The organism is Sphingomonas sp. TREG-RG-20F-R18-01 (assembly GCF_022662475.1).
In the GTDB taxonomy this organism is placed as follows: Bacteria; Pseudomonadota; Alphaproteobacteria; order Sphingomonadales; family Sphingomonadaceae; genus Sphingomonas.
Genome location: NZ_JAKNQQ010000002.1, coordinates 382641 through 405160, shown reverse-complemented (window position 1 = coordinate 405160; position 22520 = coordinate 382641). Strand labels below are relative to the sequence as shown.

Below are 22520 nucleotides of genomic sequence, written 5' to 3'. Positions count from 1 at the left end.
ATATCGATCGTCAATCCTGTTTCGCTCATGGCACGATTCTGCTTTCCGGGGGCTGAATAACGGGGGGTTTCGACTGCTTGTCCTGCTCGAGCAGCAGGCTCGGCAGATTGCGTTCGATCAACCGCTTGGGATCGTAGAAGCTCTGCGCCGAATCGATCAGCTGCCGGAACGGCGCGCGCACGCGGATGTTGAACACCAAGGGCAATTTCTGGAGCCGGTCGAACAGGAAGTTGCGCTTCGCCCCCTTGCCCTGGCTGATCCCGGCGAACGTGACCTCGGTGATCATCTCGCCCGCGAGCGGTCCGTTCATCACCAGCGACAGGTTGCGATATTGCAGCGATTTCAGCGCCTGGAACGCATAATTGCCCCAGAAGCCGAGGTCCTTCTGCGTGATCTCCCCGACATAGGCGATCGCTCCCCCGCCCGGCCGCACCGCCAGCCGTCCGTCGACGATCCGCCCGCCGCTCGCATCGAACACCATCGGCAAGACGCCGTCGAACACGCCGGTCGCATCGAGGTTCTTGAAATCGAACTGCTGGAGGAATTGCGCCGCCTCCATGCCGGTCACGCGGAACGTCATCCGCCGTTCCTGCGGCGATCCGAAATCAAGCAGCGTCGGCTCGAGCCGCAGCGCGCCCCCCGCAAACGGCCACACCCCTTCCTCGACCGCGATCCGCGTGCCGGGCAGTAATTGATAGCGGATCGTCCCGTCGGTCACCGCGATCCCCGGGTTGATGCTCTTGACCGTCGCCACCTGCCCCGGCGCGGTGGCGAGCGCGAGCAGGTCGGTAAAACGCACTTCGCCCGCGATCCCCGTCACCGGACCGAACGCGGCGGCAAGATCGGTATTGGCGGTGCCGAACACGCCGTCGCTCGTCACCCCCTGCGGCGTCCAGCGGATATGCCCCGCGCCCGCAACCGTGCCGACGACATCCGCGACCACGCCCAGCGTCAGCGGCGTCAGCAATTCGGGCTGGAACTTCGGCCCGAAGACGATCCCCGGCACACGCAGGTCGGCATGGCCGGTCCCCGGCGTAAGGTCATGGACGATCGTGACGTCCGCGACGCGTACGGAGCGGCTCGGTTCGAACAGTGCGCCGCCCGCGGTGATCCGGCCGGCCTCGAGCCGGAGCGTGACGTCGCGCGCCGCGAGCGGCCGGAAGCGCGCGACGGCGGCAGCATCCGCGACCGTCATCGTGCCGTCCACGCCAAGCGTGCCGCTCGCGAACCGCCACCCGCCCGTCGCACCCGACAGCACCAGCGGCACCGCACCGATCTGCCCGCCCGCCCCGACGAACCGCCCCGCCGCGCCGCCGTCGGCCACCGCGCCGGTGAGATCGGTAATATCGAGCCGCGTCACCCGCTCCGGCGCACCCAGCCGCAGGCCAACCCCGTTCGCGCCAAACCGTCCGTCCGCAAGGGTCCACGCCACACGGCGCAGCGCGAGCGTCACCGGCGAGGCGCCCAGCGTCCCCGCCAGCCGCGCGCCGCCGATCCGGCCACCACCGCCAAGCCGACCGTTCGCCAGCCGCACCAGCGCACCATCCTGCGGGCACACCGTCAGCGCGGATCGCGGCAAGTCGATGCCATTGGTGCGCAACCGCGCGAAGCCGATCGGCGCGCAGCCCGGATTGACGATCAGCGTCCCGCGCCCGTCCCAACGCGCCTCCACCGGCAGCGCGAGCGCCTCGACCCGCCCATCGCCGAGCGGGCCGCTCAGGGCGATCCGCGTGGCGATCCGGCTCGCGCCGCCGCCCCCGGCGGAGAAGGCGATCGGCGCGACGACGAGCCGCGCACCCGCAGCCGCATAGGGCTCGACCACCGCCCGCCCGACCAGCGCCGCGCCGGGTGCCGCCTGCGCGATGATGATCCGCGCCGAAGGGAGACCGCCGCCCGCGAACACCGCCTCGCCTGCGATCCGCACCCCGCCCGGCCAGCGATAGACCACGCCGCTCCCACCCGACAGCGTCGCGCGCGCGCCCGAGGCCCTCGCCAGGTCGAGCCGCGATACGACCAGCTGACCGCGCTTGCCGTCGATAATCGCCGAGACCGCCGCAGTGCCATCGATCGATCGCCCCGCGGACTCGAGCGCCGCCGACAGCCTGGCGGCGAGTGGCGCGATCGGCGTGCCTGCCCCGACGCTGCGCATCGGTCTCAGTCGCGCGAGCAGCGCAGGCGGCACCGCCGCGCGATCCGCGTGGACGCGGCCATCGAACGCGAAACCGTCGTCGGCGTAGCGATAGCGGCCGCTTACCCCCGCCCCGCCCGCACGCGTTCCCGCCGCAGCGAGCGCCCCCGACGTCAGGTCGACCGCCCCGGAGACATCCTCCGCCGAGCCGACGAACGCGACCGTCCCCGCCACCTGCTGCACGCGCGCGGCCGCGCTTGAGACGTCGCCGATCACCAGTTGCGCCTTGCCCTTGAAATGGTCGAGCGTCAGCCCGAGCGCGACCGACACATCCGCCCGCACCCGCGCCACGACGACACCCTTGCATGCCGCACGATCGACGGCGACCGGACCCGCCAGGCTCGGCCGCGCCGCATCGATCCGGATGGCGAAGGTGGCGTTCAGCACCGAGATCCGGCAACCGCTCAGGTCAAGCGCGGTGGACCGCGCGCCGAGCGTTCCCCGGAACCCGTCGTCGAGCTTTCCCCGACCCGCAAGCGCCAGCGCGACCGGTCCGTACGGCGTCGCCAGCGCGATCCGCGCATCCGCGATCTCGGCATGGAATGCGGGCAGCGCGAACGGCTTGCCCGACGGCGCGGGGAGCAGGCGGTCGATCGATCCGTACGACACCTTGCCGTTCGCGAGCGTGGCCCGCATCGCGACATGGCCCACGCGGATCGCGGTGATCCCGACGCCCGAAAACCACAGGCTGGTATCGACCTCGACCCAGTCGGCGACCAGATCGGGCCGTGCGGGATCGCCGATCCGCACGTTGGTCAGCCGCTGCGTGCGCAGCCCGATCCGCGAAATCTCGTAGCGCGCGGGCACGTGCGCGGCACTGAGCGCATCGTCGATGAAATGCTCGGCGACGGGTTTGCGCGCGAGCCACAGCGCAGCGAGCAGGACGAGGATCGCCAGCACGATGCCGGACAGGACCCATCGCCATGACGCACGACGCCGCCCGGTTGCCACGGGCGAAACCGATTCCTCGGGAATATCGTCCGTCACGCCGTCTTCGTCACCCGCATTGCCTTGCGCCAAGACCTTAGACGGACAGAAGCCCCCCCGTCACCCCGGCGCAGGCGAGGCCTCTGCGAAACCATATCCGTTCTCTCGCGGAAGCGGGAGCCCAGGAGTCGCGCGAGCGTTCAGGTGTTGCTTTGCTATACCCTGGATTCCCGCTTTCGCGGGAAAACAACGCGGGACCGGTCGGTAAACCGATTTTGGCAAAGGTCTCGCCTTTGCGGGAAAACACGAAGCGTGATGTCCATCCGCAATTTTCGCAGAAGTCGCGCCGCCGCCGCAGTGACGACGCCAGCCCCGGCGCCCCCGCTACTTCGACCAGCGCACGAAAATCGCGGTCGGAAGCAACAACCCGCGTGCTTCCTCGCGCACCGCCATCTCGCCGACCTCGACCGTCCCGCCGAGATCGCCAAGCGCCTGCCGCACCAGCTCGCCAATCGCGAGCGCCGACATCCGCACCGCATAGACCGTCAGCACCAGGAACTTGCTCTCCACATCCAGCAACGCGCGGCAATCCGCGATCAGCGCCGGGAGATTCTCCTCCAGCCGCCACACCTCGCCCTCCGGCCCGCGCCCGAACTTGGGCGGATCGAGGAAGATCCCGTCGTAGCGCCGCCCACGCCGCACCTCGCGCGCGGCGAACTTCGCGGCGTCGTCGACCATCCAGCGGATCGGGCGATCCGCCATGTCGGACAGGAAGGCGTTGGCCTTGCCCGCCTCGACCGACTTTTTCGACGCATCGACATGCGTCATCCGCGCGCCCTTCGCGGCAAGCGCGAGCGTCCCGACCCCGGTATAGCCGAACAGGTTGAGCACCTCGTCCCCCTCGGCCACACGCCCGCGCATCCACGCCCATTGCGCGGCCATGTCGGGGAAGAAGGCGAGATGCCGGAACGGCGTGTTCTGCGCGAGGAACAGCAGTTCCTCCCAGCGCACATGCCAGCCCCCGCGCGGCACATCCTTCGACAGATGCCATTTCCCGCCGCCATCCTCGTCGGACGCGCCGATGAAGTCGCCGTCGGCTTCCCAGCGATCGGACGCGGGTGCCCACATCGCCTGCGGCTCGGGCCGGATGAAACGGAAGCGGCCATAGCGCTCGAGCTTGCGGCCATGGCCAGAGTCGATGAGACCGTAATCGGCCCAGGGTTCGGTAATGAGAGTGAGGAGCGTCATGCTGGGTTCCTCCCTTCCAGGGAGGGGAGACAGCGACACAACAACGCGCCATCATTTCGCCGTCGCCCGCTCGGCGATATACGCCGTCACCGCGTCGAACGTCCCCGGCAACGTGTCATAGCGCTCCTCGCGGTCGAACAGGTCGCCGATCCGGGCCGGAAGGCCCGGCCGCTGCCCGGTCGCGCGCTCGACCGCGTCGCGGAACTTGGCGGCATGCGCGGTTGCCAGCGTCACCACTGGCACGTCGGCGGGGAGACCCGCCCGGTGCGCGGCCGCCAGCCCGATCGCGGTATGCGGGTCGATCACCTGCCCACTTCGCTCGCACGTCCGCCGCATCGCCAGCGCCATGTCGTCGAGATCGACGCTGTCGCTCGCAAACAGGGAGGCGGCACCGGCGCGCTGCGCATTGGTCAGCTGCATCGCGCGCGTCGCCTCGAACCCCTGCATCTGCGCCGCGAGCGCGTGGCCATCGCGCCCGCCGAGATCGAACAGCAGGCGCTCGAAATTGCTCGACACCTGGATGTCCATCGACGGGCTCGGCGTCGGGATCACGCTCCGGCTCGAATAATCCCCGGTCGAGAGCGCGCGGGCGAGGATGTCGTTGACGTTGGTCGCGACGATCAGCTTGGCGACCGGCAACCCCATTTTGGAGGCGACATAGCCCGCGAACACATCGCCGAAATTGCCCGTCGGAACCGAGAAGGCGACCGGCCGCTCGGGCGCCCCCAGCCGGACCGCGGCGTAGAAATAATAGACCACCTGCGCCATCAGCCGCGCCCAGTTGATCGAATTGACCGCCGACAGCGCGAACCGCTGCGAAAAGGCGTCGTCGTTGAACATCGCCTTCACCAGCGCCTGCGCATCGTCGAAGCTCGAATCCTCGAGCGCGATGTTATAGATGTTGGGCGCGATCACCGTCGTCATCTGCCGCCGCTGGACATCCGACACGCGGCCCTTGGGGTGGAGCATGAACACGTCGACCCCGGCACGCCCGGCGAGCGCGTCGATCGCCGCCGAGCCGGTATCGCCCGACGTCGCACCGATCACGGTCAGTTGCTGACTTGTCCCGGTCAGGAAGCGTTCGAACAGCAGCCCGAGCAATTGCAGCGCGACGTCCTTGAACGCGAGCGTCGGGCCGTGGAACAGCTCGAGCAGCCAGTGCTGCGCATCGAGCTGGACGAGCGGCACGACTGCGGCGTGCGCAAACCGGCCGTACGCTTCCTCGCACAATCCGCGCAGCTCCGCCTCGCTCAGCGCATCGCCGACGAACGGCAACATCACCTGCACCGCGGTCTCGACATAGGAAAGCCCGCGCATCGCGGAGATCTGCTCCGGCGTGAACTGCGGCCAGCTTTCGGGGAGGTACAATCCGCCGTCGCTCGCCAGCCCGGCGAGGGTCACGTCACGGAAATCGAGTGCCGGCGCAGTGCCGCGCGTGCTGATATAGCGCATGGCGACTGCGGTTAGCGGGATGCGTCCGACTCGGCAACCGTGCGTCGCCGGAGCGCAAGCGCATAGATTATTGCGGCGATCGCGGCGAAGATGAACCATTGTACCGCATAAGCGAGGTGGTTGTTGGGCACTGCCGACAGATCGGGTTGCGGATTCGGATCGAGCCCGGCGAGCGGCGGGTCGGCCACGAGCATCAGCGTCTTGGGCGCGGCGCTGCCGAACAGACCGGCGATCAGCGGCTGATGGTCGGGCGCGTGACTGATATAGCCCGTGACCGGTCCGCCCTTCCACGATGGCTTGGCGTGCGGATCCTTGCCGAACCCGAGCTGCACCGTGAAGCCCGGCCCTTCCGCGCCGGTGCGGCAATGCGCGATCTGGCGCCAGCCCGTGCCACCGTGCGCATTGCGCCCGCCCTCGATCGCGAAGCTCACAGGCTCAAGGCATAAGGCACTGGAACGGCGGAATAAAAGCCCGTCGTCGACGGGGATTGCGGGGAAGGCGACCGGCGGCAGTGTGACGTTCCGCGCATAATGGGCGAGCAGCGCGGCCTTGTCCGCCCGCCGCCCGAGCTGCCACACGCCAAGTGCAACCATCGCAATGATTGCCAGCGCGACCAGAATCGTCGCGAAGACCGGAACGCACTTCATGGCGGGGTGATTCGTCCCTCATGCGCGGCGTTGCGATACTCCGCCCCCAGCAGCGCCGCCTTGGCGACACGGAGCGACCCGACCACGCCGAACACCGTAATCGGCAGCCAGATAACGAGCTGAAGCCAGATCGGCGGCCCCCACGCCAGCTGGATCGCGATCGCGATCCCGACGATCAGCGCGCCCAGCACCAAGGTCAGGATCGCAGCGGGCCCGTCACCGACGTTGAACGCGCTGTAATCGAGCCCGCAGCGTGGGCACTTCGCAGCGAAGTCCAACCACCCGCGGAACAGACCCGGCGCGCCACAGCGCGGGCAAAGCCCTTTGAGCGCGGCGGCCGCCGGGTTCGGCGCGACGAAGGTCTGGCCCCGCTCCGGCGGCATCACCCGCTATGGACCGGCGCGCCCCAGCCGCCCCAGACATAGACGGTGACGAACAGGAACAGCCACACCACGTCGACGAAGTGCCAGTACCACGCCGCCGCTTCGAACCCGAAATGCTGCTTGGGGGTGAAGTCGCCGCGATAGGTGCGGATCAGGCAGACGATCAGGAAGACCGTCCCGATCATCACGTGGAAGCCGTGGAACCCGGTCGACATGAAGAACGCCGCGCCATAGTTGAGCCCCTTGAACGGGAACGGCGCTTCCGAATATTCGAACGCCTGGATCGAGCTGAAGATCAGCCCCAGGATGATCGTCGCCCACAGCCCCTTCTTGAGCCCGTCGCGATCGCCGTGGATCAGCGCATGGTGCGCCCAGGTCACGGTGGTGCCGCTGGTGAGCAGGATCAGCGTGTTAAGCAGCGGGAACTTGAAGGCGTCGATCACCTCGAGCCCCTTGGGCGGCCACTGCCCCGCGCCCCGCGCGACGTCGGCGATCAGGCTGACCTTGCCGTCGAGCACTTGCACGCCCGCCGGGAACAGGGAGAAATCGAAGAACGCCCAGAACCAGCCGACGAAGAACATTACTTCCGACGCGATGAACAGGATCATGCCGTAGCGCAAATGCAGCTGGACGACCGGGGTGTGATCCCCCGCATTCGCCTCGAGGATGACCTGCCGCCACCAGCCGTACATCACCGCAAGAACGCCAGCGAGCCCGGCGTAAAATACCAAGCCGCCGCCGACCGCGGAGTGCATCCACATGATCCCACCCGACGCCATGGCGAGAGCGGCCATCGCTCCGGCCAGCGGCCAGATGCTTGGCGGCAGGATGTGGTAATCGTGGTTCTTGGCACCGGCCATGCTGCATCCCCGTCGTATGATCGTTGGATCGATCGGTTTTTACTACCCTAGCTTTTGGCTTTCGCCGAATCCACCGGGTAAAACGTGTAGCTCAAGGTGATTGTCTCGACGTCGTTTGCGTCCGGATCCGAGAGGATCTTCGGGTCGACGAAGAAGATCACCGGCATGCGCGCGGTCTCGCCCGGCTTAAGCGTCTGCTGGGTGAAGCAGAAGCACTGGATCTTGGTGAAATATTTGCCAGCCTGCGCGGGGGTCACGTTGAAGGTGGCGGTGCCGGTGATCGGCTTGTTCGAGGTGTTGGTGGCCGTAAAGAACGCCATGTCGCGCGCGCCGACGTCGACCGTGTCATACGGGTTCTCCGGGGAAAACTTCCACGGCATGTGCGGCGCGACATTGGTGTCGAAGTCGATCCGGATCTGGTGGTTCTTGACCGCCCCCGGCGCGACCGTCCCGCGTTGCGTCGTGCCGTTGAGGCCGGTCGCCTGGCAGAACATCCGGTACAGCGGGATGCTCGCCCAGCCGAGCCCGGACATGAAGCAGATGCCCAGCACCGCGAGCATTGCCGTCCGCAGCTTGCGATCCATCCGGGCGATCGAACGGATCATGCGTGCGGCATCCCCGCCTTGATCTTGGCAATGCTGATCGCGAACACCAGGATCACGAACGCGAACAGGATGATCGCCAGTGCGGTCGCGCGTGCGCGCTGGCGCTTGCGGACAAGCGCCGCCTGTGCGGTCGGATCCGGAAGCTCGTTCATGCCAGGCACCGATCGGTTGCGAGGGTCGCGAAGATCGCGAGGATATAGCCGATCGAATAGACGAACAGCCAGCGTTCCGCCTTCATCGTCGCGGGCGTCTCGGCGCGCTGAACGACGACCCAGACGGTCAGTCCGAGGAACACCGCCGACAGCACCGACGTCACGATTCCGTAGAGCGAGCCCGCGAGGCCGAGCGGCCAAGGAGAGATCGCCGCCGTGGTCATCAGCACTGCATAGAACAGCATCTGCGCGCGCGTCGTCCTGGCGCTCGCGACGACGGGCAGCATCGGCACGCCACCCTTGGCGTAATCGTCGCGGATCAGCAGCGCGAGCGCCCAGCTGTGCGGCGGGGTCCACAGGAAGATGATCGCGAACATCAGCAGCGGCAGCGTCGAGACCGACCCCGTCGCCGCGACCCAACCGATCAGCGGCGGAAACGCGCCCGCCGCGCCGCCGATCACGATGTTCTGAGGGGTCAGGCGCTTGAGGCCCACGGTATAGACGAGCACGTAGAACAGGATCGATACGGCCAACAGCGCGGCGGCGGGGATGTTGACCGCCAGCCCCATCAACAACACCGAGAACACGCCGAGCGCCACGCCGAACTGGAGCGCGGTCTCGCGCTCCATCTTGCCCGCGGGGAGCGGGCGCTTGGCGGTGCGCTTCATCAGCGCATCGATGTCGGACTCATACCATTGGTTGAGCGCGCCCGCCGCGCCCGCCGCAAGCGCGATGGCGAGGATCGCGGTGAAGGCGAGGACTGGGGGCAGCGATACCGGCGCGGCGAGCATCCCGCACAGCGCGGTGAACACGACCGAACGCATCACGCGGGGCTTGGTCAGCGCAAAGAAGTCGCGCCAGTCGGCGGGAAGGCTCGGGTTGGAAACGGTCACAACGGTCATTTACAAAATCCTCCCCTCCCGCTCGCGGGAGGGGCTGGGGGTGGGCTCGCGCTATCCCCTCGCGGAATCGGTCGGAGCAGAGCGCAGGGCCACCCCTACCCCTCCCGCAAGCGGGAGGGGAGTTAAAACGTCAGTCGATCCGCGGGAGCGTCTCGAACTGGTGGTATGGCGGCGGGCTCGACAGCGTCCATTCGAGCGTCGTCGCGCCCTCGCCCCACGGGCTGTCGCCAGCCTTCTTGCCCGACATCAGCGACATAATGACGTTGACGAAGAACACCACCATCGATGCCGCCATGATCATGTAGCCGATGCTGGCGACCCAGTTCCACTGCGCGAGCGCATCGGCATAGTCCGGCACGCGGCGCTGCATGTTCTGGAGGCCCAGGAAGTGCATCGGGAAGAACATCACGTTCACGCCCAGGAAGAACACCCAATAATGCACCTGGCCGAGGAACTCGTTGTACATCTTCCCCGACATCTTCGGGAACCAGTAATAGAAGCCGCAGAACAGCGAGAACACAGCCCCCAGCGACAGCACGTAGTGGAAATGCGCCACCACGTAATAGCTGTCCTGCATGTAGTCATCGATGCCGCCGTTGGCGAGCACCACGCCGGTCACGCCGCCGACCGTGAACATGAAGATGAACCCGATCGCCCACAGCATCGGCGTCTTGAAGCTGAGCGAGCCACCCCACATCGTCGCGATCCACGAGAAGATCTTGATGCCGGTCGGCACCGCGATCACCATCGTCGCTGCGGTGAAGTACATCTTGGTGTTCACGCTGAGACCGGTCGTGAACATGTGGTGCGCCCACACGACGAAGCCGACCACGCCGATCGCGACCATCGCGTACGCCATGCCGAGATAGCCGAAGACGGGCTTCTTCGAGAAGGTCGAGATCACCTGGCTGACGATGCCGAACCCCGGCAGAATCATGATGTAGACCTCGGGGTGGCCGAAGAACCAGAACAGATGCTGGTACAGCACCGGATCGCCGCCACCGGCCGGATCGAAGAAGGTCGTGCCGAAATTACGATCGGTCAGCAGCATCGTGATCGCCGCGGCGAGCACCGGCAGCGCCAGCAGCAGCAGGAAAGCGGTGACCAGCACCGACCATACGAACAGCGGCATCTTATGCAGCGTCATGCCCGGTGCACGCATGTTGAAGATCGTGGTGATGAAGTTGATCGCGCCGAGGATCGACGATGCACCCGCCAGATGGAGCGCGAGGATCGCCATGTCGGTCGACGGCCCCGGCTCGCCATAGGTGGAGAGCGGCGCATAGAGCGTCCAGCCGTTACCTGCGCCGCCGAAGAACGGCGATGCCAGCAGCAGCGTGAAGGCAGGGATGAGAAGCCAGAACGACACGTTGTTCATCCGCGGGAACGCCATATCGGGCGCGCCGATCATGATCGGCACGAACCAGTTGCCGAACCCGCCGATCATCGCGGGCATCACCATGAAGAACACCATGATCAGGCCATGCGCGGTGATCAGCACGTTCCACAGATGGAGCGAGTGATCGAGCCCCTGTTCGCCACCGGGCAGGAAGCTCGCCCAATAGCCGAGATACTGGATCCCCGGATGCGCGAGCTCGGCGCGCATCAGACCCGAGATACCGCCACCGATGATCCCCGCGACGATCGCGAAGATCAGGTACAGCGTCCCGATGTCCTTGTGGTTGGTCGACATGAACCAACGCGCGAAGAACGGCATGTCATGCGCGTCATGCGCATGGGCGGCGTCGTGATGCGCTTCGAAGGCGCTGGGGGTCAGGGCGGTATCGGTCATGACTCAGTTCCCTGCGGAAGCATTGGCGGCGGGGGCAGCGACCGGGCTGGCACCGGCGACGGGCGCCACGGCCGGCAGCGCCGCGGCCGCGGCGTTGCCGATCGCGGTCGGCTCGCCCGTCGCGACGGCGGACGGGGTCTTGGCGACCGGCGCTGCAGGCGCGCCATTGGCGGGCATCGTCCCGCCCTTGGCCTTGACCCACGCGGCGAACACCGCCGGGGGCACTGCCTCGACGGTGATCGGCATATAGCCGTGCCGTGCGCCGCACAGTTCGGAGCAGACGCCGAAATAGACGCCGGGCTTCTCGATCGTGAAGCTGGTCTCGTTGAGGCGACCCGGGATGGCGTCGAGCTTGATCCAGAACGCCGGGATTTCCCAGCTGTGGATCACATCATTGGAGGTGGTGATCAGCCGGATCGGCTGGCCGACCGGCAGCACCACCCGATTATCGGTCGCGAGCAGCCGCGGCCCGTCGACCGCGGCGCGGGCGCGTTCGCCCTTGCCGACCTGATCGGCCTCTTTCAGCATGTTCGACGTGATCGAAAACCCGCCGTTGCCCGGATATTCATAAGACCAATACCATTGGTTGCCGATCGCTTTCAGCACGACCGCATTCTTGGGCGCGGGCTTGTACTGCGCCTGCAACAACCCGATCGACGGTAGCGCTAGCCCGAGCAGAATCAGCACCGGGATGCCGGTCCAGGCGACCTCGAGGATGGTGTTGTGCGAGGTCTTGGACGCTACCGGGTTCGCTGCCCGGCGGAACCGCACGATCACGAGGCCGAGCAACGCGAGCACGAACAGCGAGATGACGGTGATGACCGGCATCAGCAGCGCATTGTGGAACCACGCCGCCTGCCGTCCGGTCTTGGTGACCTGCGGCTGGAGCGAGATATGGCCAAGCACCGGCTGCCCGATATTGGGGTCGATCGCCATCGCGGGCGCGCCGTCGACCGCGAGCATCGGGTCAGTTGCCGCAGACGGTGTAGCAGGCGCTGCGGCAGCGGGCGCCGGCGTGACTTCGGGCTTGGAAACGGTAACGACCGGAGCGGCTTGTGGCGCGGCTTGAACCGCCCCTGTAGCAACCATCGCGAGGCCCGCGGCCAGCACGATCGACTTGAATCCGATCATACGCATCCTCTGTTTCTACCCCTGGCGACTCCACCGACTATACGACGACAATCCGGCGGGGATACGCCTTTTTCTTTTGGGCCTATAAGCGGACTATGCCGATGCCTCAAGTCGCGCAGGCCGTTTTTATGGAACGCGTTTTTGCCGCGCCACGCTTTTTACGGGCATATCGTTGCGTCAGGCGGCACTGCCCCGTAATCAGGCCGCCGCAATCACTGGACCGCAAGCAATGACCGAAGACGATGTTCTGGCCGAATTCCGTGCCGCCGAGGCGTTGCTGGAAGGACACTTCATCCTGTCGTCCGGCCTGCGATCTTCCCGCTACCTGCAATGCGCGCGCGTGCTGATGGATCCGGCGCGCGGCGCACGGCTGGCGGAAGCGCTGGCGGCCCGGATCCCGGAGCATGTCCGCAGCACGATCGCGGCGGTCGTGTCGCCCGCGATGGGGGGCGTGATCGCCGGTCACGAGATGGGCCGCGCGCTCGGCGTCCCCGCGATGTTCCTCGAACGTCCCGACGGCACGTTCGAGCTTCGCCGTGGCTTCCGGCTCGAACCGGGCACCAGGGTACTGATGATGGAAGACGTCGTCACCACCGGCCTGTCGTCGCGCGAGGCGATCGCCGCGATCGCGCGGGCGGGCGGCGAGACGGTCGCGGCGGGCGCGCTGGTCGATCGGTCGAACGGCACCGCCGATCTCGGCGTGCCCTTCTTCCCGCTGATCCGGCTCGACGTGCCGACCTACAGCGCCGACGCGCTTCCGCCCGAACTCGCCGCGATCCCCGCGATCAAGCCCGGCAGCCGTGCGGCATGACCGGGGCGCTGCGTCTGGGGGTCAACATCGATCACGTCGCGACCGTGCGCAACGCGCGCGGCTCGGGCTATCCCGATCCGGTCCGGGCCGCACTGCTGGCCGCCGAATCGGGTGCGGACGGGATCACCGCACACCTGCGCGAGGACCGCCGGCACATCACCGACGACGATATTGCGCGGCTCTCGTCCGAATTGACGATACCGCTCAATCTCGAGATGGCGGCGACCGCGGAGATGCTCGACATCGCGTTGCGGCACCGTCCGCACGCAGCGTGCATCGTCCCCGAAAAACGCGAGGAACGCACCACCGAGGGCGGACTCGACGCGGCGGGACAGTTCGCGATGCTCCAGCCGCTGGTAGCACAGCTGGGTGCCGCCGGGATCCGCGTCTCGCTGTTCGTCGAACCGAGCGCGGCGCAGATCGACGCGGCACTCCGGCTCGGCGCGCCGGTCGTGGAACTCCACACCGGGCGCTATTGCGAGCTGGAAGGCGCGGCGCAGGCAGACGAACTCCGTCGCATCGCCGATGCCGCCGCGCTCGCCGTCAAGAACGGGATCGAGGTCCATGCCGGCCATGGTCTCACGCTTGCCAATGTCGCGCCGATCGCCGCAATCCCGCAGATTCGCGAGCTCAACATCGGGCACAGCCTGATCGCGGATGCGATTTTCGTGGGGCTGGACGACGCGGTCCGCGCGATGCGTTCCGCAATGGATTCGGCGCGGTGAAGCGCGCCACATTCTCCCTCTTCCTCCCAAGGAGAGGGTCGGGGAGATGGGCTGCAACGAGCGCAGCGCGGCCGGACTGCCCCTCTCCCCAGCCCTCTCCCCGCAAGCGGGGAGAGGGAGCAGCATGATCATCGGTCTTGGCTCGGACCTGTGCAACATCGAGCGCATCCAGGCATCGCTCGACCGCTTCGGCGAGCGCTTCGAACAGCGCGTCTTTACCGACGTCGAACGGGCAAAGGGTGCCGCCCGACCGTTCACCAAGGCCGGCACGCTCGCCAAGCGCTTCGCTGCCAAGGAAGCCTTTTCCAAGGCGGTCGGAACCGGGTTCAAGCGCGGGGTGTTCATGAAGGATATTGGCGTCGTCAACGCACCTTCCGGCGCGCCGACCCTGCACCTGCAGGGCGGCGCAAAGGCAAGGCTTGACGCGTTGACCACTGACGGCCACGTCGCGCGACTACATTTGACGATGACCGACGATCATCCCTGGGCGCAAGCGTTTGTGATCATCGAAGCGGTTCCGAGGGACGAGACATGAACGAGGAGCTGGCCCTGAGCGCAGACGACCCCAAGCCGCGCGCAGGCGCCAACGATGCCCGCACCACGACCGGCGGGAAGCAGAGCAAGAAGCCGGGCACCGACTGGGCATCGGAATTGCGCGGCATCTTCTGGCTCATCCTCGCCGTCCTCGGCTTCCACAGCTTCATCGCCAAGCCGTTCTACATTCCGTCGGAATCGATGCTACCCGGTCTGCTCGTCGGCGACCAGCTGGTGGTCAGCAAGTTCCCCTACGGATGGTCGTTCGTCTCGCCGACCTTCCACCTCTTGCCCTTCTTCCCCGGCCGCCTGCTCGGCCACCTGCCTGAGCGCGGCGACGTCGTGATCGTGACGCCGCCTGGAACGAAGACGGACTATATCAAGCGGCTGATCGGCCTACCCGGCGATCGGCTGGAAGTGCGCGACGGCACCGTCATTCTTAACGGGGTCCCCGTGAAGCGCGGGCCCATCCATTACGTCGATATTCCCAATTACGGCAATGCGCCCTTGCCCTCGCCCGAATCCGGCGTGACTTGCGATCCGACGCAATATGACAATGCGCTACAGACCGCGCCCAACGGCAAAAGCTTCTGCCGGCTGCCGCTCGTTACAGAGACGCTCCCCAATGGCCGCCATTACGACACGGTCGACCTCGGCAGCTATCCCGGTGACAATTATCCCGCAGTGACCATTCCCGCCAACCATGTCTTCCTGATGGGCGACAATCGCGATCGTAGCGCCGACAGCCGTTTTCCGCTTTCCGAACAGGGTCTTGGCGGTCCAGTGCCGTGGGAATATCTTGGCGGCCGCGCGGAATTCATTACTTTTTCGAAGACCGGGCTTGGTTCCTGGAATCCCTTGACCTGGGGTCAGTCGTTCCGTGGTGGACGCGCTGGCACCTCCCTGCATGCGAGCCGTAATTGATGAGTGAGTCCCAAAGCGTAGAACTGGTTAGTGAACCTGCCCCCAACGAGCTGCGCGACCCGTTCGTTCGGAAGGAACTGACCCGGGCGACGGTGTGGCTCGGGCTGGCGGGCGCCATCGCGCTGCTCGTGTTGGTGATTCATCCGCTGCTGATCATCTTCGGCGGGCTGGTCTTCGCCGCGATGCTCGACGGGGGCGTTCGTTTGCTCGGCCGCGTGCTGCCGATCGGGCGGTCGTGGCGGCTGATGATCGTCGTGTTGCTGACCGTAGTGTTCCTTGTGGGGCTGGTGTGGCTGACCGGCGTCCAGGTCACCGCGCAGTTCGCGCAGCTCCAGCAGACGCTGATCGCGCAGGCCACCCGTCTTGCGGGCTGGGCGTCGAGCAAGGGCATCATGCCGCAACAGGCCGATATCAACGGCATGCTGCAGCAGGCGCTCGGTTCGTTCGGTAAGCTGACCAGCTATCTCGGGACGTTCTTCGGCGCGATGGCCAGCCTGGTGATGGTATTGGTGATCGGCCTGTTCGTCGCGATGGAACCACGGCTGTACGGGCGTGGGCTCGAATGGATGATCCCGACCGAAATGCGCCCGCGTTTCGCTGGCACGATCGACCAGATGGCAACCACGATGCGCCGCCTGCTTGCCGGGCGTCTGTTTGGCATGGCGCTGGAGGGCGCGATGACCGGGGTTGCGCTGGCATTCGCCGGCGTGCCGATGGCGCTGGTGCTGGGCATCATCACCGGGCTGCTGGCCTTCATTCCGAACATCGGCGCCATTACCAGCGGCGTTCTGATGGTCGCGGTGGGGTTCAGTGCCGGGACGCAGACCGGCTTCTGGGCGATCGGCATCTATGTCTTCATCCAGGCGGTCGACGGCTATGTCGTCATCCCGATGGTCGCCAAAAAGACGGTCGACCTGCCGCCCGCCCTGACGCTGTCGTCGCAGATCCTGGCGGGAACGTTGTTCGGCCTGCTCGGGCTGACGCTTGCCGACCCGATGACCGCGATGATCAAGGTCGCGCTCGAACGAAGTTCGGAAGCGGAAGGCGAAGCAGAGACCGCATGACTCCGGTCCTGTACGATTACTGGCGCTCGTCGGCGGCGTATCGCGTCAGGATCGTGCTGAACCTCAAGGGCGTTGCGTATGACAGCGTCGCGGTCGACCTAACCCAGGGCGCGCAGCGCGCGCCGGCGTATCTCGCGCGCAATCCCCAGGGACTGGTCCCTGCGCTGGATGTCGGCACCGCGGTGCTGACGCAGAGTCTCGCCATCATCGATTATCTCGACGCAACCTGTCCCGCCGTCCCGATGCTGCCGCGTGACCCGATCTCGCGGTCACGGGTGCTGGCGCAGGCGCTGTCGGTCGTCGCCGATCTCCATCCGATCGACAATCTGCGCGTCCTGAATCGACTGACCGAACAATTCGGCGCGGACGAAGCGGCCCGCCGGGCCTGGTACGTCCATTGGGTCGAGACGGGGTTGAGCGCCTTGGAGGAGATGGCGGCGGAGACTGCCGGGCCGCTGCTCGGGGGCGAGCGGCCCAATCTGGCAGACGCCTGCCTCGTGCCGCAACTGTACAATGCCCGGCGGTTCGATGTGGCGCTCGATCGCTTTCCCCGGTTGGTCGCTGCCGATGCCGCGGCAGCCACGATCGCCGAGATCGCCGCGGCACACCCCGATCAGGTCAAGCCGCGCGCTGCAAACCCCGCCTGAAGCGTCGCTCCAGAACGGCGTGGTCGAACAGATCGAGATAGGCCGCGGCGGCATTCTCGCCCGGCTGGGGTACTGGCTGTGGCCGCGAGCGACCGGGCTCCAGCCAATGTTCAAGCGCGGCGACCAGCCCCGCCGCGTCGCCGGGCACGACCACGCTGCCGACCGCCGGACTGGTGACGATCTCGCGTACCGCGACGCTGGAGTCAGTTGCCACCACCGGCGTTCCCACCGCGAGCGACTCGCGCAGCACGCCGGGGACGCCCTCGAAATCACTGACCAGCGCAAGCGCCGTCGCGCGGGCGATCGCCGGCGTGGGATCGTCGACATGGCCTGGCAGCAAGACACGCTGCCCGAGCCCGCGCGCGGCGATGCGCGACTCGATCGTTGCGCGCTCGGCCCCTTCGCCCAGGATCATCAGCGATACGTCGCGGTCGTCGATATCGGCAAAGGCATCGATCAAACGGTCCCAACGCTTTTGCGGCGCCAGCCGGCCGACGCCCAGCAGGAACCGTCCCCGAGGGACGACCGACGGTGCCGTTGCGACCAGCGGCCGCGGGACCGGGTTCGGGATCACGCTGATCGCATCGCGCCGAGCGCCCATCATCGTACAGGCTTCGTCCGCCATTGCCGGACTCATCGCCACCAGCCGGTCGACGAAGCTGGGATGCCATTTGAGCCAGGTGCGATAGGCCGCAGCGACCGGTGCGTTATGGTCGCGGCGGTCGAGCGCGTTCGAAATCTTGGCGACGATCGGCGGACACCGCGTTCCGAGGCGAAGCCGCGTCCAGGCCGCGAGCGCGGTGTAATGATTTCCCGGGCAGAACAGCACGTCGGGATCGATCGACTCGGTCAACGCCGCGATCGCGCGCATGCCGACCATGGACGTCGTCCCCACCGTCCGTACGTCCACGCCGTCGGGAAGATCGCGCGAAAGCGGTCCGGCAACGTCGCCGATCACCAGCGTCACGCGTCGCCCGAGTTCCGCCCACCCCCCGGCGAGACGCAACAACGCCTTTTCCACGCCGCCACCGTCGAGGGTCTGGGCAAAGGCGAGAATGTGCGCGGCGGGGGGACGAGGATTCAGCATGATTGGGTGTTTGTAACCCCGCTGTGTCGCAAATGTTTCTCGGCCGTTCCGGAATACCCTTCAATTTGCGGGGAGTGGAACGATCCGACCGACCGTACGCACGCGATTTGCCGCGCGGCCCGGTTCGGGGTAAGGCGCGGCATTCGATCACCCTGATCGGCGTACAAGCGGACACCTTCGCCACGTGAACAAATTGACGACCGGGCCGGGGATCGGCGCTGCGACGGATGCCCCGACCGCACACCTCCCCTTGCCACCGCTGCCAGGGATTGCAGGCACCCCCGATCTTGCCGGGCTGGAGCCGATGGCCCGTCGGCGTCGACGCTGGCCATCCTATCTCGGCGCCGCCGCGACCCTGATCATGATCGTGTGGCTGGGCATGAAACTGCGGGCGATGGGAGTCGACAATCTATGGTCGGCCATGCCCAGCAACCCATTGTTCTACGTGTTCTTTGCGTTGGTCTACATTGCACCGGTGACCGGCGACTTCGTGATTTTCCGGCGGCTGTGGGGCATCCCCGCCGCCGGCTATATCGCGCTCGCCAAGAAACGCATCGCCAACGACGTGCTGAACTATTCGGGCGAAGCCTATTTCTACGCCTGGGCGCGGCAACGCTCGTCGATGGTCGCGGCGCCGTTCGGCGCGGTGAAGGATGTCAGCATCCTGTCGGCGATCGCGGGCAACATGGTGACCCTGGCGATCATTGCGCTCGCACTGCCGCTTGGCGTCGGGCTGATGACCGAATCGGAACTGCATACGGCAACTTGGTCGGTCGTCGCCGTGTTCGCCATGTCGCTGCCGTTCCTGATCTTTTCGAAGCGTGTATTCTCGTTGCCACGGCGGACGCTGTGGTGGATCTTCGGCGTGCATTGCCTGCGGCTGATCGCAGGCTCGGTGCTGACCGCCTTTGCCTGGCATTACGGCCTGCCGATCGTGCCGGTCGGCATGTGGCTGCTTCTGTCCGCCGCTCGGATGATTGTGGGACGGCTGCCACTTGTGCCGAACAAGGACCTTCTTTTTGCCACCTTCGCCACCCTATTGATCGGCCAGGACGCGCAACTGTCCGTGTTGATTGCAGTGACGGCGGCCCTGCCGTTGCTGGTCCACGTGGTGCTGGTCGCGATATTCGGGCTGGTCGATCTGATTAGGAAGTCGTGACGATGGTGCGCAAGCTGGTGATGACGACGGGGCTGGCAGCGGCGATGCTGGCGGCTGGCCCGGCGCGCGCGGTGCAGTCGCCGATCGGCAGCGACAGCGCTGCCTGCACCAGCGGCGGCCCGGCGATCCGCGTCACGGTCGACGGGCTGAAGGATCGGACCGGCGAACTCAAGCTCGAACTATATCCCGCGAACGCGGCCGACTTCCTTAAGGACGACCGCGACCTGATCAAGGAAGGCAAGTTCTTCCGCCGGGTACGGGTCCCCACCCCGGCGAGCGGTCCGGTCGTGCTGTGCATCCGGGTGCCGTCCCCGGGGCCCTACGCCCTGCTGTTCACGCACAATCGCGACGGCCGCAACAAGTTCAATTTCTGGTCCGACGGTGCCGGATTCCCCAGCAACACCAAACTCGGTCGCGCGCGGCCCAAAGTGACGCAAGGCCGGATCGTCGTCCCGGAAGGTGTTGTCTCGGTCGAAATCCGCGCGCAATATCTTCGCGGGCTCGGTGGTTTTGGTCCAATTCAAGGCGGTTGATCGCATGCGGATCGTCGACGTCAACGAATTCTACTCCCCGACCGGCGGCGGGGTGCGCACGTATATCGATCGCAAGATGGGGATTATGTCCGATCTCGGGCATGAACTGATCGTCATTGCGCCGGGGCGCGAACCCAGCATCGAGGAACGCCCCGGCGGCGGCCGTGTGATCACGGTGCAGACCGGCCATCTGCCGCTTGACGCCAATTACGGCATCTTCTGGGACGGCGCGCCAGTCCTTCGCCTGCTCGACCAGCTCCAGCCCGACGTGGTCGAGACGTCATCCCCGTGGCGCCTGCCCTGGGTCGTGGGCAAATGGCAGGGGGACGCAGTCAAGGCGTTCTTCATGCACAACGACAATATGGCGGCCTATGCGCTGCGCTGGTTCGAAGGGCTTGCCCCGCAGGACCGGATCGAGCGTGCGTTCAACTGGTACAGCCGCTACATGGACAGTTTCCTCACGCATTTCGACACGGTCGTCACCAACGGCCCCGCACTCGAGAAGCGGTTGAAGAACCGCGGCGTTCGGATCGACGCATCGATGCCGCTCGGGATCGAGCGCGGGCACTTTTCGCCCGACCTGCGCGACGACCGGTTGCGCACGGCATTGCTCGCGCAGTGCGACCTGCCGCCGACCGGGCATCTCCTGCTGGGGCTGGGGCGGCATCATCCCGAGAAGCGCTGGCGCTTGGTGATCGACGCGGTCGAGCGCGCGGGTGCGGACCTGCCGGTCGGGCTGATGCTGCTCGGCGCCGGGGTCGAAAGCGCGAAGATAGAGGCACGGATCGCCGGCTCGCCGCACATCCGCATGTTCCGCCCGGTCTATGACCGCGAGCGGCTCGCAAGGATCGTCGCGAGTTGCGACGCGCTGATCCACGGGTCGGAGGCGGAGCCGTTCGGGCTCGTTGCATCCGAGGCGATGGCGGGCGGATTGCCGCTGATCGTGCCGGATACCGGCGGATGTGCCGAGGTGGCAGACCCGCTGTCGTCCGAATTCTACACCGCGCGCGATGCGCAGAGTGCCGCGAGCGCGATCCACCGGCTGTTCGCACGCGACCAGCGGGTGCTGCGCCGTGCGGCGCTGGTCGCGGCGACCAAGGTTCGCAGCGACCGCGAACATACGATCGAGCTCATGGACTATTACCAGGGGCTGGTGGACGCGAAGCGCAGCGGACGACTGCTCAGGGTCGCCTGACGTAGAGCCGGAAGCGCGGGGACGCGACTTGTACCGCGCGATAGCGATGCGCGATCGCCCAACGTTCGAGCCGCCTGTCGAGATCGGGGTTTCCGCTGCTCCATTTGGCCTCGCCGCCGAGGAGGATCGCGGCGGGCGGCAGCGTACTGCGCCCGCCTACCTTCGCCGGAGAAGCGCTTGCTAGAGGCCTTGCCAAGACATCCAACCGATCCCCCGAGACGAGATGCAACCCCGCTTCCGCCCCCGGCGCGACCAGCGCATGGCTCCGGAAATAGAATGGCCCCGTCGCAAAACGCCGGTCCGGTAACCGCCCGGTCGCAGCCAGAAACTGCGGGGACAGCGTCGCAACCGGCCCCGTCACCTCTGCCCGATCGAGTGCATTCCGCACCGCACACCCGTCGCGCAACGCAGCCAGCAGCGGCAACCGCCCGGTTCCGCCACCCCCACCGGCGATCAGCCCGGCAACCGTCGGCGCAAGCCCCGCAGCCACGAACACCGCCGTCACGATCCGCACCCACTGCACCGGCGGCCGCTCCTGCCACGCCACCGCAAGCAGGAGGAACAGCGGCGGGAGGACCGGCAGCAGATATTGCCGCCACGTCGGGAACGGCAGCATCGCCGCCGCCACTCCGGCCAGCGTCACGACGGTGACGACCGGCAACCGACGCCATCCCCGGCGCGCCATTACGATCAGCGCAACCAGCCCCGGTCCGAGCGCCAGAAACTTCAGCAGGTCGATCGCTTTGGCGAGCCATGTCAATTTCCACGGCGTCGCCAGATAGTATTCGGCAGGCGCGCGCGCCGGAAACTGCACCGCGCCGAACACGAAGCCCGCAGGGGCCTGCGCCCAGGTCCACGCCACCAGTAGCAGCACCGGCAACACCCCCGCCAACACCGCTAGTGGCCGATGGCGGCGATCGAACAGCGCATAGGCGCCATAGCCGGCTGCGGGCAGCGCATAGGAGATCTTCGCCGCCGCCGCCGCCGCGAGCAACACCCCGATCAGCAGCGCGCCGCCCCACCGGCCGCGCCCGGTCGCGACGCGGACGATCAGCACCAGCGCACCACCCAGCAGCGCAGCAGGCAAGGCATCGTTGCGCGCGGTCGCAACGCTGAACAGGAAGCAGTCGCAGGTCGCGAACAACCCCGCCGCCGCCAACGCGACTCGCGCCGCCACCCCGGCTTCGCGCGCGGCTCGCCAGACGCATCCGACCAGGATCGCGCCGAGCAGCACGTTCACCAGCCGCAGCGCCGGCCACGCCAAGGTCCCGGCAATCGCCGCCAGCGGCGCAAACAACAGCGGCTGGAGCGGGGTCTGCAGATAGGCATAGTCGCGATACGGCAGATAGCCGTGCGCGCTCAGCACCGCGGCGGCGACATATTGGCTTTCGTCGTGATCGATCGGTCGCAGCAGCGCGAGCAGCGCGAACAGCACGAATACCGTGGCCAGAAGCCGAAGCGGCAGACCGATACGCCCGGGAACGGTTGGCTCCATCGTGCCGGCGCCTAGCATGCAGTTTCGGTCCTGTCACGAACACGCCATATCCGCACGGC

22 protein-coding genes are annotated in these 22520 nt (G+C 66.8%); 9 read left to right on the top strand and 13 right to left on the bottom strand.

The window, feature by feature from the left end:
* Window positions 1-25 precede the first annotated feature (25 nt).
* The 11 genes from L8K25_RS07410 to coxB form a co-directional block, all read right to left on the bottom strand.
* Complete coding sequence (locus tag L8K25_RS07410; RefSeq protein ID WP_242138253.1) at window positions 26-3175, bottom strand: YdbH domain-containing protein; 3150 nt, start codon at window positions 3173-3175, stop codon at window positions 26-28.
* A 324-nt stretch (window positions 3176-3499) separates the two neighbouring features.
* The gene (locus L8K25_RS07405) at window positions 3500-4363 is read right to left on the bottom strand and encodes a class I SAM-dependent methyltransferase (protein WP_242138252.1); all 864 of its coding nucleotides are present in this window, start codon (window positions 4361-4363) and stop codon (window positions 3500-3502) included.
* A gap of 51 nt (window positions 4364-4414) precedes the next feature.
* On the bottom strand, window positions 4415-5815 hold the full coding sequence (gene thrC / locus L8K25_RS07400) for a threonine synthase (protein WP_242138251.1): 1401 nt from the start codon (window positions 5813-5815) through the stop codon (window positions 4415-4417).
* 11 nt (window positions 5816-5826) lie between these two features.
* Complete coding sequence (locus tag L8K25_RS07395) at window positions 5827-6462, bottom strand: SURF1 family protein (RefSeq protein WP_242138250.1); 636 nt, start codon at window positions 6460-6462, stop codon at window positions 5827-5829.
* Window positions 6459-6845: a DUF983 domain-containing protein gene (locus tag L8K25_RS07390; RefSeq protein WP_242138249.1), complete on the bottom strand. Its 387-nt coding sequence runs from the start codon at window positions 6843-6845 to the stop codon at window positions 6459-6461. The genes L8K25_RS07395 and L8K25_RS07390 overlap by 4 nt, the downstream gene beginning before the upstream one ends.
* Window positions 6845-7705 carry a cytochrome c oxidase subunit 3 gene (locus tag L8K25_RS07385; protein WP_242138248.1) on the bottom strand — a complete coding sequence of 287 codons (861 nt, stop codon included), beginning with the start codon at window positions 7703-7705 and terminating at the stop codon, window positions 6845-6847. Before L8K25_RS07385 ends, L8K25_RS07390 begins: the two co-directional genes overlap by 1 nt.
* 47 nt (window positions 7706-7752) lie before the next feature.
* Window positions 7753-8310, bottom strand: coding sequence for a cytochrome c oxidase assembly protein (locus L8K25_RS07380; RefSeq protein WP_242138247.1), 558 nt, complete (start codon window positions 8308-8310; stop codon window positions 7753-7755).
* On the bottom strand, window positions 8307-8462 hold the full coding sequence (locus tag L8K25_RS07375; RefSeq protein ID WP_242138246.1) for a hypothetical protein: 156 nt from the start codon (window positions 8460-8462) through the stop codon (window positions 8307-8309). The genes L8K25_RS07380 and L8K25_RS07375 overlap by 4 nt, the downstream gene beginning before the upstream one ends.
* Window positions 8459-9364: a heme o synthase gene (locus L8K25_RS07370; RefSeq protein WP_242138245.1), complete on the bottom strand. Its 906-nt coding sequence runs from the start codon at window positions 9362-9364 to the stop codon at window positions 8459-8461. The genes L8K25_RS07375 and L8K25_RS07370 overlap by 4 nt, the downstream gene beginning before the upstream one ends.
* Window positions 9365-9494: 130 nt before the next feature.
* The gene (gene ctaD, locus L8K25_RS07365) at window positions 9495-11156 is read right to left on the bottom strand and encodes a cytochrome c oxidase subunit I (RefSeq protein WP_242138244.1); all 1662 of its coding nucleotides are present in this window, start codon (window positions 11154-11156) and stop codon (window positions 9495-9497) included.
* A gap of 3 nt (window positions 11157-11159) precedes the next feature.
* Complete coding sequence (coxB, locus tag L8K25_RS07360) at window positions 11160-12287, bottom strand: cytochrome c oxidase subunit II (RefSeq protein WP_242138243.1); 1128 nt, start codon at window positions 12285-12287, stop codon at window positions 11160-11162.
* Window positions 12288-12516: 229 nt separating this feature from the next.
* Between coxB and pyrE the strand changes: the two genes are divergently transcribed.
* From pyrE to maiA, 6 genes are all read left to right on the top strand, one after another.
* Window positions 12517-13098, top strand: a complete 582-nt coding sequence (pyrE, locus tag L8K25_RS07355; RefSeq protein WP_242138242.1) for an orotate phosphoribosyltransferase — start codon at window positions 12517-12519, stop codon at window positions 13096-13098.
* Window positions 13095-13823 carry a pyridoxine 5'-phosphate synthase gene (locus L8K25_RS07350; protein WP_242138241.1) on the top strand — a complete coding sequence of 243 codons (729 nt, stop codon included), beginning with the start codon at window positions 13095-13097 and terminating at the stop codon, window positions 13821-13823. The genes pyrE and L8K25_RS07350 overlap by 4 nt, the downstream gene beginning before the upstream one ends.
* A 124-nt stretch (window positions 13824-13947) precedes the next feature.
* Entirely contained in the window at window positions 13948-14358 is a 411-nt protein-coding gene (acpS, locus tag L8K25_RS07345; RefSeq protein WP_242138240.1) for a holo-ACP synthase, read from the top strand.
* The gene (gene lepB / locus L8K25_RS07340; protein WP_242138239.1) at window positions 14355-15281 is read left to right on the top strand and encodes a signal peptidase I; all 927 of its coding nucleotides are present in this window, start codon (window positions 14355-14357) and stop codon (window positions 15279-15281) included. The genes acpS and lepB overlap by 4 nt, the downstream gene beginning before the upstream one ends.
* Complete coding sequence (locus L8K25_RS07335) at window positions 15281-16345, top strand: AI-2E family transporter (RefSeq protein WP_242138238.1); 1065 nt, start codon at window positions 15281-15283, stop codon at window positions 16343-16345. The genes lepB and L8K25_RS07335 overlap by 1 nt, the downstream gene beginning before the upstream one ends.
* Entirely contained in the window at window positions 16342-16992 is a 651-nt protein-coding gene (gene maiA / locus L8K25_RS07330; protein ID WP_242138237.1) for a maleylacetoacetate isomerase, read from the top strand. The genes L8K25_RS07335 and maiA overlap by 4 nt, the downstream gene beginning before the upstream one ends.
* Here maiA and L8K25_RS07325 read toward each other — a convergent pair.
* Window positions 16964-18079 carry a glycosyltransferase gene (locus L8K25_RS07325; RefSeq protein WP_242138236.1) on the bottom strand — a complete coding sequence of 372 codons (1116 nt, stop codon included), beginning with the start codon at window positions 18077-18079 and terminating at the stop codon, window positions 16964-16966. The genes maiA and L8K25_RS07325 overlap by 29 nt on opposite strands.
* 184 nt (window positions 18080-18263) lie before the next feature.
* On the opposite strand from L8K25_RS07325, the gene L8K25_RS07320 reads away from it, so the two are divergent.
* The 3 genes from L8K25_RS07320 to L8K25_RS07310 are packed head-to-tail and all read left to right on the top strand — an operon-like array spanning window position 18264 to window position 20966.
* Window positions 18264-19238 (top strand): hypothetical protein, encoded by a 975-nt coding sequence (locus L8K25_RS07320; RefSeq protein ID WP_242138235.1) that lies wholly within the window; start codon window positions 18264-18266, stop codon window positions 19236-19238.
* A gap of 2 nt (window positions 19239-19240) precedes the next feature.
* Window positions 19241-19771, top strand: coding sequence for a DUF2141 domain-containing protein (locus L8K25_RS07315; RefSeq protein WP_242138234.1), 531 nt, complete (start codon window positions 19241-19243; stop codon window positions 19769-19771).
* 4 nt (window positions 19772-19775) lie between these two features.
* Entirely contained in the window at window positions 19776-20966 is a 1191-nt protein-coding gene (locus L8K25_RS07310; protein ID WP_242138233.1) for a glycosyltransferase, read from the top strand.
* Here L8K25_RS07310 and L8K25_RS07305 read toward each other — a convergent pair.
* Complete coding sequence (locus L8K25_RS07305) at window positions 20953-22479, bottom strand: DUF2029 domain-containing protein (RefSeq protein ID WP_242138232.1); 1527 nt, start codon at window positions 22477-22479, stop codon at window positions 20953-20955. The two genes, L8K25_RS07310 and L8K25_RS07305, sit on opposite strands and share 14 nt — an antisense overlap.
* Window positions 22480-22520: the final 41 nt, after the last annotated feature.